We start from the raw sequence: 9,036 nt of genomic DNA, 5'->3' as shown, positions 1-9,036 counted from the left end.
ACCAGCAACGACGAGCGAACAGCCGCTCTGCCAGACTTCCTCCACACCTACAACCACCACCGCGGCCACACCGCACTCGGCGGAAACCCACCCATCACCCGCGCAAACAACCCTGCGGGTCAATACACCTAGGGCGTGGACGGCTTTGTCGGCTTGCCCGGTCAGGATCTCGGGCCGCACCGGGTTACCGGTGACGACCGCGGTGGCGCGGGCGGACTCGGGGAGCAGTTCCAGGGTGGACTCCGACGACACCGCCACGAAGGTCGCTCTCCCGGCCAGCGACCGGTTGGCCAAGCCGAGACGGACCGTCTGCTCATGCACCACCAGCGGGCAGTGGCCCATGCGGGCGGCCAGGCCGACGGGGACCGCCACGTAGCCGCCGGTGGCCAGCACGACGTCCGGCCGGAAGCCGGTCAGGACCTTGCGGGCCTGCAGCACGCCTAGCGGCACCCGACCCATGTCCTTCATGTTCGCCGGAGAGACCATCTTCAGAGGGTTACTGCTACGCCGGATCTTGCCGGTCGCCACCGACGCGAACCGGATGCCCTCAGCCGCGGCGACACGCTCCTCGAGACTGTCGGCCGTTCCGACCCACAGAACGTCCAGCGTCCTGCCGGCAGCAGCAAGCCTGTCCTCTAGCGCCCGGACCGCGGTGAGGGCGGGATAAGTGTGGCCGCCCGTCCCGCCACCGGTGACGATCAGGCGCAGGTCCCGTGCGGGACCCACCGGCACAAGGCTGGAGTCGGTGCTCACAAGGCGGCTACCCATCTGACCTGGCCGACCGAGACGGACAACGCGGACCATATCAGGCACCGCGCTCAGGGCCGGAGTTGGCCGGTCGCTGCCGCTCAGCCAGGCGCCACCTCCGCCCATCGGTCATGACCAATGCGCTCGACTGGCCCCAGGGCCCCAGCGACAGCGGACTTCCAGAATCCGGTACAGCCCCACCATCGCCATCGACGCCCCGCATTGGGGCTGATGGAGTACGGCTGCTGCGCCTTCGCGGTGTCTGTTGCCGGATCTGCGCGGGTTCCCCGGCCGGTGGCGGTGGGTACCCGGCGTATATGGCCGACTCGTCCGCCGCCTTGTATCGCCGCAGGTCAGAGTGTGTCTTTTTGGCGGACGTTTCGACCGGGTCGAATCTGGGTCGAATTGCTGTCGAAAAGCGTCCCGGGCTAGCGCAGCCTTTTCGTACAAGCGTAGAGGCCCTGACCAGGGCGATGTTCGCGCGGAGGCCCCGACGGCCATACGTGGTGTACATGAGGTTTTCATCCGGAGGGGCGACTTCCCAACCAGGAGGGTGCCGAGGTGCCCGGCACCCTCCTTTCGACCGTCGCTATCAACGGGAGCACTCTTCGCTCAGTTGCCTGCGATTTCCTGCAGACCGCGGTCGATGAAGGTGATCATCCAAGTGAAGCTGTCGTCGATGTCAGTGCTGAACTGGAATCCGCCGACTACTTCCAAGGAGGCGAAGCCGTGCAGGACGGTGCGTAGCATTCGCAGCGCGTGGATTTCCTGGCCGGGATCGATCTGGTACCCGTGCAGCATGGCCGCCCAGGATGCGACGACTTGGTTGCTGGCTGCGATGAGGGGGTCGTCGGGTCCGGTCGGGGTGGCGGCGTTGGCCGCCGCGTACCGGCCGGGGTGGTCCTTGACGAACGTGCGCATTGCCTGCGCGCCGGCGATCAGGGCGTCGCTGCCGGCCCGGCCCTGGGTTGCGTCGCGGATAGCGTCCGCGCATTGGCTCATGGCCAGGACGGCGATCCGGTGTGTGAGGTCGGCCTGGCTGGTGACGTGCTTGTACAGCGAGGGCGTCTTGATCCCGAGCCGCTCGGCGAGTAGACCCATGCCGAACTGGTCGAAGCCGACCTCGTCCGCCAGAGCGGCGCCGGCCTCGGTGACCGCCGCCGCAGTGAGTCCGGCCCTAGGCAATGGCAGCCACCTTTGCAAGGAACGGCACGACCACCTCGAGGACCTGGTCGGGTGTCTGGGCGTGCGGGTAATGTCCTGCACCGTCGATCACGACCAGCTCACCGCGGCCGGCGGGCAGGTCCGCGATGATCTTCTCTCCCTCAACGCGGGGGTCGGCCCAGTCGGGGTCGAGACTGCCTTCGACGATCAGGACCGGGCAGGTGACGTGGGCCAGCTGGGCGCCGGCGTCGCTGGGGTTGGACTTGCACATGGCCTGCAGGGCCGCCATGCGGCCCGGCTCACCCAACTTGGCCTTGATGCGGGCGAGTTCGTCGCTCCAGTCGGCGGGCTTGGCCGGGTAGGCAGCGTCAAGGTACTTCATCCAGTTCGCCAGACGTCCGCGGACTATGACCATCGCCATCTGCGTGTACCCGGCCCGGAAGCGCTTGACGCGCATCAACCCACCCAGGTCGACCGGCTGCGCACGCGTGAACGGGGCCAGCTCGACGACGCCCCTGATCACGTCGGGTGCGGTGGCGGCGGCAATGCTCGCGGCGCCCCCACTGATCGACTGCCCGATGATCACGGCCGGGCCGCCGAGGTGGCGCGCGACGGCCACCAGGTCGCCGGCGATGTCGGTGCGGCTGTAGCCGTCCCAGCCGAGGCTGGAGTCGCCGCACCCGCGGATGTCGACGTTGGCGACCCGGTAACCGGCGGAGACCAGGCCGGGAACGAGGAAGCGGTAGGAGTGGCGACTGTCGCCGATGCCGTGCGCGAGGACAACGAGGGGGCCCTCCCCCGTCACGTCGTAGGCGAGGGTGTTCTTGCCGATTTCCAGGTACTCGGTCATGTCGTCCTCCGTGCCATGGCTAACTTGATTAACCACAGGCTAGTGGCGTTAGCTTTTTTGGGCAACACCGCGGCCGTACCGGTCAAATACGTGGCTGCGCAGCCTCGTTCGACGCTACTTCTCAGCAGACAGCACCCGGGCGGTGTGCCCCGCGCAGGGCGTCGATGCGACGGCGGCGCACCCGGCGCCGTCGCTGTGACGCGGTACCGTCCGACCTGGGGTGTGGGCTGCGGTGGGTCTATCGATGCCGGCGGGGCGAACCGTTGCCCGCGACCTCGTTCGTGGAACCGGGACGATCCGGGGTACAGCGCCGCGATCGAACGGCCTCCTGATCAGACCTGGCCCTGGGCCGGCGCCGATCGCCGTTCGAACCAGAGGTGAGCGAGAACGACAATGGCCAGGAAGACCACCAGCGTCCGACTGCTGACGTCAGGAGCGAACAGGCCAAGCAGGAGCGGGACCGCGATACCGGTGATGACCCGCGAGATCGTCCGTTGCGCATCCGAGCTGCGGCTGGCGACGCCAGTGACCACCCCGAGGGTGAAGTACGCCGCCACCGCGCCACACAACAGCCAGCGATATGGGCCGGGCAGCGGATTGGAGCCGTGGGTGACCACCAATGACAACGACACGCCCAGGGTGGCGACGACCCCGGTGACCAGGCAGTGCAGGCCAAGGGCCGCGCGGGTGGAGATGCGGCCGGCGCGCAAGTGCGGCAAGCCGGCGTACCCGAACACGACGGACAGGCCGAACAGGCCGGTCAGCAACACGAACGACGCGAGTGCGGTGGCCAAGAGGCCGATGCCGTAATGGGCATCGGACGCAGCGTTGATAATCTGCACCACCGATTCGCCGAGCACGATGATCACGAAAAGTCCGAGCCGCTCGGAGAGGTGAGCCGAATCGACCGACACCCCTTGAATGACCATTCCCTTCCCGCCGGGGCCGCCAGGCCGACGCCGTGCAGAGGCTTGAGCGGTGAACCTCACCTGAGCCTGCTCAAAGAGCTTGTTGCCAGAGACGATGAGGATCAGCAGCAGGTCCAGAGCCACCCCCACCCCCCAGAGCACGAGTTTCCATCGCCCCTCGACCCAGATCGATATGAGCCAGGGAAGCAGCCCTACCGAGTACTGCACCACTGGGAAGTCCAGCAAAACCTCGCCCCGGCGCCATGAGTGAGCCCCGTAGGTGCGCGTGGCGAGGTACGCGATCGTGAGGACAGTCAGCGGGCCGAGGTTATGTCCCTGTCCTAGCACGGTGTGCGCCACCCCTGGTACAGAAGCAGCCATCACCCCGAGGCCAAACATCCCGATGAGCAGGCGCACCACACGGGTTTGCCCCGCCGAAACGTTGCCGTAGAGCATGAAGGTCGTCCACGACAACCAAAACGCGAGGTACAACAGCGCGTAGACACCAAGCGCCGCGATGTCCAGTTCGGACCCGAGCACATGGGTAAGGGCTGCCACGCCCGCGGCCGCCACAAGGTCGAAGAACAGCTCGGCCCAGCTCGCATGCCGCTCGACCTTTATCTCCTCGAGCTCGTCCGCGGTGTTCACGTCAGTCACGGACCGCAGCATAGCTCGGCCACAACGATCAACTTCTCCCCAGCGCACGCCAGCAACGGGCCATACGATTCTGCGCTCACACCCTGCCGCAGCGGGGAGGGGCCATGGGAGCCCCTCTTCCCGCCAGGCCGTCTCCGGCGCTAACGCTTCGCTCTTCGCCTTCGACGAGTTCGGCCCGCTCGGCATCCGCCCCACCGCCGGCACGGGCTGGGCCGCCCACGGACACCCCGACCAGCTGCCCGCCACCGCACCCACGGGGTGCGCTACTTCCACGGCTGCTACGCGGTCGGCGACGACACATTGTGGGGCGTGAACCGCTGTAAGAAGGGCGCCGGGAACACGCTGGCGGCGCTGAAGTCGATCCGTGCCGCACGGCCCGACGGCGCACCGATCTACGTGATCATGGACAACCCGTCCGCCCACAAAGGCGCCGACATCCGCCGCTGGGCAAGAAGAGCAAGGTCGAGTTGTGTTTCACGCCGACCTACGCCTCATGGGCGAACCCGATCGAGGCGCACTTCGGACCCCTGAGGCAGTTCACTATCGCCAACTCCAATCACCCCAACCACACCCGCAGAGCCGGGCTCCTGCACGCCTACCTGCGCTGGCGCAACGCCAACGCACGCCACCGCGACGTCCTGGCCGCCGAACGCAAAGAACGTACCCGCATCCGCAGCGAGAAAGGCATCCGCTGGGGCGGTCGGCCCCCCGTCAGCGGCGGCCAGAACCGGCTGGAAGCTGAGTTACCCAGATCGTTTGGCGGTGTTTGCCCGATAGCGTTCCAGCACCCCGATGGACAGTGCTGATGCGGCCATCAACCCGAACACGACCGAGCTCGAAGCACCGCTGTGCTCTCGCTCCCAGATGCGGAATCCGACCAGCAGGACAACAACTCCGAACAGCACTACTTGTATCCACCTGGTGGCCGCGGCCCGCTGGCCATGGCCATCAGCGTTTCTGTCTCTCTCACGCACCGGGGCTCCTCTGCTCCTTCAGCGCGGCGACTGTACTGGTGCAAGGGAGCCCTGGAGCTGTGGCGCAGTGCGGATCGGTTCGATCCTGCGCGCGGCGGTGCCGGCTTGGGCGACGTACCTGGCCCGCTGCCGGGCGGTGGACCGGGTCCGCAGGGCGCAGGCCGCCGCCCGTGGCCGCCGCGACGCCGCGCAACGCCCGCAGGTCGTCGTGGACGTCGCCGAGGAGGTCCTCGCCCGGCGGGAGATGGAACGGGTCCGCGCATGTCTGCCGGCCCTGTCCTTCGCGCAACGCGAATGCCTTGGCCTGGCCTACTTCCGGGGCCACACCCACCGGCAGATCGCCGAACGCCTCAGCGTTCCACCCGGGACGGTCAAGACCCGGATCCGCACCGGCCTGGCACGCCTGCGCCGTGAACTCACCGCCCCCGCAACCGGACAGCCGCAGCGGCCGGGCCCTGCGGCTGCGCTTCCGGGCCAGGACCATCCGAGAGCGAACAACACGCGCTGACCTGGAGTGACATCAGCCGTCCCGCCGCACCTTACGGCAGCGCAGACTCTCACGCGTCAACTGCCAGATCGTAGTGATCTGCAAAACGAAGGCCCAAGCTATCCACCAAACGGACTCTCCGGCGAGAGCCGCCTGGAGAGCGGCAGTTAGCAGCATGAGGCTCACCAGGACCGCCACAGTCGAGATGAGCAAGCTGAAACGATCATTCACGCATGAACTATCGCTGAACCTTCTGCTCCGTGCTAGAGCTAGAGCGATCGAAGGCCCACCTAAGAACAGGCACAGTGACGCTGATGGGGCTTCTTGAAATTGGCTCTGCCCGGAGTGACGTGAACGATCTTGAGCTTGGTCCAATGCCAGGGTGATGCTGAGCGCCGGGAATCGGAGCGGCTGGGTGTGGACGGGAAGACGGTGGAGGGATGGCGGCAGCAGGGATTCGAGGTGCCGCGAAGGAGCCAGCGCGGTTGGGCTGGGAGTTGATGCCCCTGGAAGGCGTCGGGCCGATGTGTTTCGGTATGCGTAGCGCTGAGGTCTCCGCGGTGCTGCCGGGCATGATCGAGATGCGTCGGTTCCAGGCTGACCCCTCGTCCGCCATCGACTTCCGCGACCAGTGAGTGGCGTTCTTCGGGATCTCCTGCAGCGTCGCGACCACGACCGCCTCTACCTGACCGACATCGATGGTGGGTGGCCGGCCCGGCCGGGGCTCGTCGGCCAGAGCATCCAGCCGGTCGACGAGGAACCGCCGCCGCCACTTGCGAACTGTGTCCGCGCTCACCCGCAGATCCCGGGCGACCGTAACGATCGGCGGTACCTCCGGCCCCGCGCACGCCAGCACGATCCGCGCGCGCAAGGCCAGGGCCTGGGCCGATGTCGCCCGACGCTCCAACACCGCCCGCTCATCCGCACACAGCAGCAACGGCTCCAGTTTCGGGCCCCTACGAGGCACCGATGCACCAGCAGTAGAAGTCACACAGCATCTAACGATCAATTACTGGCGCAGGACACTAGCACCCTTGCCGGGATGCTAACGGGCACGTCTGACACTGCTTGATCGGACCTGCCTCAGACATGCAGACGACGCGTCCGGAACGGTCGTTGCCACGGGAAGCTCGCCCATTCGACTCAGGGCGGGCCGCCCCAACGCGGCCGTTGCCGACATGGGCCCGAGGCGCCGGGGCGCCTGGGGGGCTGGGCGGTGGGCACGGGATGCGTCTAGGACACGCTCAGCAGGGACGGTCGGGACGGTCTGCCCATCCGGCCCATGGTCTTGATGTCTGAGCCGGCGCTGCCCGGGGACGAGGTGACAGCCCGCCGGTGGCCGTGCCACATATGAGCGATGGCCGCCACGACCTGGATGAAATGGTGTGTGTCGCCGAAGCCGAATGCTTCGTCGAGGTGGTCGACGCTACTGCTGCTCGGAGCCACGCGTCCCGGACGGACCGGCGAGAATCGGTTCCGGTCGTCCGAACCGACGCCCCACCCGCGTGCACCGGCGTTCCAGGGCTTGCTGCCCGTCGCATTGCCCTCGATCCAACGCCAAGTCACGCTCACCGTCTGGTTTCTGAACGCCGGGGTGGTCGTGGCCACCCGGGCAATCGCCGGGTGACCACGAAGGGCACCTGGTCTATGGTTCGCATGCTGGCCCGCGCAGGTGTTTCCGCCCGATGTCCTGCAAGGGCACCGTTCCCGGTCTGAGAGGATTACGGGACCGTATTAAAGACAAGCGCGGGGGAGGGGAACATGATCGTTCTGGTACTGCTCGGCGTCCTGGCGCTCGCGGTCGGCGGGTGCGCATGCGTGGTGTGGGCGGAGCGTGGCGGGCCCCGCTGGGTCCGTGTCGTGGCGTTCGTGACGCTCACCGCCGGCGAGGTGCTGCGTCGCTCCAGGAAAGGCCGGCGCGGGAGCGTGAACCAATCCAGCGGCAGCGGCGTTGGCGACTAGGTGTACTGACCCGCAGGGTTGTTTGCGCGGGTGATGGGTGGGTTTCCGCGGAGTGCGGTGTGGCCGCGGTGGTGCGGGTGATGGGCGCCATGGTGATGCCCGCGGCGCACATACTCAATACCGGCCAGTCCAGGTGGCCGTGGCCGCTGCGGTGCAGCAGGCCGCCTCCGCCGCCAGGTTGTCGGTCACTGGAAGAAGATCGTCTGCCTGGCCTTTCCCGGTGGGCGCTGACACGCGAATACCGGCACGCGCCAAGGTGGCCCGGCGGGGGTCCGGGCCACCTTGGACCGATGGGATCAGGCGGGCTGCGGGGCGGGCGTCGCCGGAGCGGCCGCGACCGTGCGGGTCTCGCGCATCATCAGCAGGCCGTTGACCACCATCAGCGTCGCGGTCAGGCCGTGGACGCCGAGCGCGGTGGCCACGGAGCCGTGGTGTGCCAGCACTGTGGTCATGTCGCCGTAGGCGGCGAGGGCCTCCACCAGCAGCACCCAGCCCAGCGCCCGGCGGTGGTCCGTCACCAGCAGGATGCCGAGGACCAGGGCCAGGACGACGTCGCGGATTCCCTTGATGATCAGGAAGCCGCCGCCGTCGCCGGACGGCCAGCTCGGGAGGCCGAAGCCCGGCGCCGTCGTCTCCGGGCTCAGGATGAACTCCGTCCCGAACCAGAGGATGAAGAGGATGAAGGCGGCGGCCAGGACGGTGTTGATCTTCTTTAGCGACATCGTTCTTCCCCTTGCGAGTCTTCGTGAGCTGCGGCTGACGACCGGGCGGGTGAGCCCGTGGGCTCAGGTGAGGGCAGTGACCAGCAGGGCGAAGGCGGCGATGATGACGGCGACGCGGATGTAGTGGAGACGCTCCCAGCGGTTCAGTTGCTGCTTCCAGTCGGCGGGCCGGTTGTCAACGGTCCACGTCTTGTTCCGGTTGTTGATCGGAACGAGCAGCAGAAGCGACATGACCACGCTGAGGATCAGAAGCGCCCCGGCGGTGACGACGAGGCCGGTGCCGTGGTGGTCCCACCCGGCGAAAGCCCAGATGCCGACCAGGACGAGCGAGCCGATGTACCAGAACGGCATCACGGCGCCGAGCATCCGGCCCCCGTGGGCGTGGCCGAGTTGGCCGCTGTCCTCCGGGAGGGCGTTGAGGATCGGGCCCATGACGAAGGCGACGCAGAACTCCACCCCCACCATCACGCCGACGATCACGGTGGTGACGACCTCGAGTGCGTTGAGCATGATGACCCTCTTGGCATCTAGTGCTGCTAGCTGACGAGTCAACGCTAGTACTGCT

The 9,036-nt window shown here is 67.4% G+C and carries 7 protein-coding genes and 4 pseudogenes; 4 read left to right on the top strand and 7 right to left on the bottom strand.

From position 1 onward, the window contains the following. Positions 1-132, top strand: a pseudogene (locus G3I60_RS38060) (IS481 family transposase); the annotation flags it as partial. On the opposite strand, the pseudogene G3I60_RS38055 reads toward G3I60_RS38060, so the two are convergent. From G3I60_RS38055 to G3I60_RS38040, 4 genes and pseudogenes are all read right to left on the bottom strand, one after another. Further along, positions 124-753, bottom strand: a pseudogene (locus tag G3I60_RS38055) (glycosyltransferase); the annotation flags it as partial. The pseudogenes G3I60_RS38060 and G3I60_RS38055 sit on opposite strands and share 9 nt — an antisense overlap. A 606-nt stretch (positions 754-1,359) precedes the next feature. Beyond that, a complete protein-coding gene (locus G3I60_RS38050; RefSeq protein WP_164298968.1) occupies positions 1,360-1,932 on the bottom strand; it encodes a TetR-like C-terminal domain-containing protein in 573 nt (190 codons plus the stop codon). Then, the gene (locus G3I60_RS38045; protein ID WP_164298966.1) at positions 1,925-2,761 is read right to left on the bottom strand and encodes an alpha/beta fold hydrolase; all 837 of its coding nucleotides are present in this window, start codon (positions 2,759-2,761) and stop codon (positions 1,925-1,927) included. Before G3I60_RS38045 ends, G3I60_RS38050 begins: the two co-directional genes overlap by 8 nt. A 332-nt stretch (positions 2,762-3,093) precedes the next feature. After that, complete coding sequence (locus tag G3I60_RS38040) at positions 3,094-4,326, bottom strand: low temperature requirement protein A (protein WP_164298964.1); 1,233 nt, start codon at positions 4,324-4,326, stop codon at positions 3,094-3,096. Positions 4,327-4,477: 151 nt separating this feature from the next. Here G3I60_RS38040 and G3I60_RS46035 point away from each other — a divergent pair. Further along, positions 4,478-5,033, top strand: a pseudogene (locus G3I60_RS46035) (transposase); the annotation flags it as partial. A gap of 334 nt (positions 5,034-5,367) precedes the next feature. Beyond that, positions 5,368-5,808: a sigma-70 family RNA polymerase sigma factor gene (locus tag G3I60_RS38035; protein WP_164298962.1), complete on the top strand. Its 441-nt coding sequence runs from the start codon at positions 5,368-5,370 to the stop codon at positions 5,806-5,808. A 643-nt stretch (positions 5,809-6,451) separates the two neighbouring features. Here the strand turns inward: G3I60_RS38035 and G3I60_RS46030 are convergent. Then, positions 6,452-6,643: pseudogene (locus G3I60_RS46030) on the bottom strand (helix-turn-helix domain-containing protein); the annotation flags it as partial. A 905-nt stretch (positions 6,644-7,548) separates the two neighbouring features. Here G3I60_RS46030 and G3I60_RS38025 point away from each other — a divergent pair. Further along, complete coding sequence (locus G3I60_RS38025; protein WP_164298960.1) at positions 7,549-7,749, top strand: hypothetical protein; 201 nt, start codon at positions 7,549-7,551, stop codon at positions 7,747-7,749. Positions 7,750-8,045: 296 nt separating this feature from the next. On the opposite strand, the gene G3I60_RS38020 is transcribed toward G3I60_RS38025, so the two are convergent. Both G3I60_RS38020 and G3I60_RS38015 read right to left on the bottom strand, forming a co-directional pair. Then, positions 8,046-8,471 carry a DUF4267 domain-containing protein gene (locus tag G3I60_RS38020; protein ID WP_164298958.1) on the bottom strand — a complete coding sequence of 142 codons (426 nt, stop codon included), beginning with the start codon at positions 8,469-8,471 and terminating at the stop codon, positions 8,046-8,048. A 63-nt stretch (positions 8,472-8,534) separates the two neighbouring features. After that, complete coding sequence (locus G3I60_RS38015) at positions 8,535-8,981, bottom strand: DUF1772 domain-containing protein (RefSeq protein WP_164298956.1); 447 nt, start codon at positions 8,979-8,981, stop codon at positions 8,535-8,537. Positions 8,982-9,036: the final 55 nt, after the last annotated feature.

The sequence above is a fragment of the Streptomyces sp. SID13666 genome, assembly GCF_010548325.1.
Taxonomy (GTDB): Bacteria; Actinomycetota; Actinomycetes; order Streptomycetales; family Streptomycetaceae; genus Actinacidiphila; species Actinacidiphila fildesensis.
This window is presented reverse-complemented; position numbering and strand designations above follow the sequence as displayed.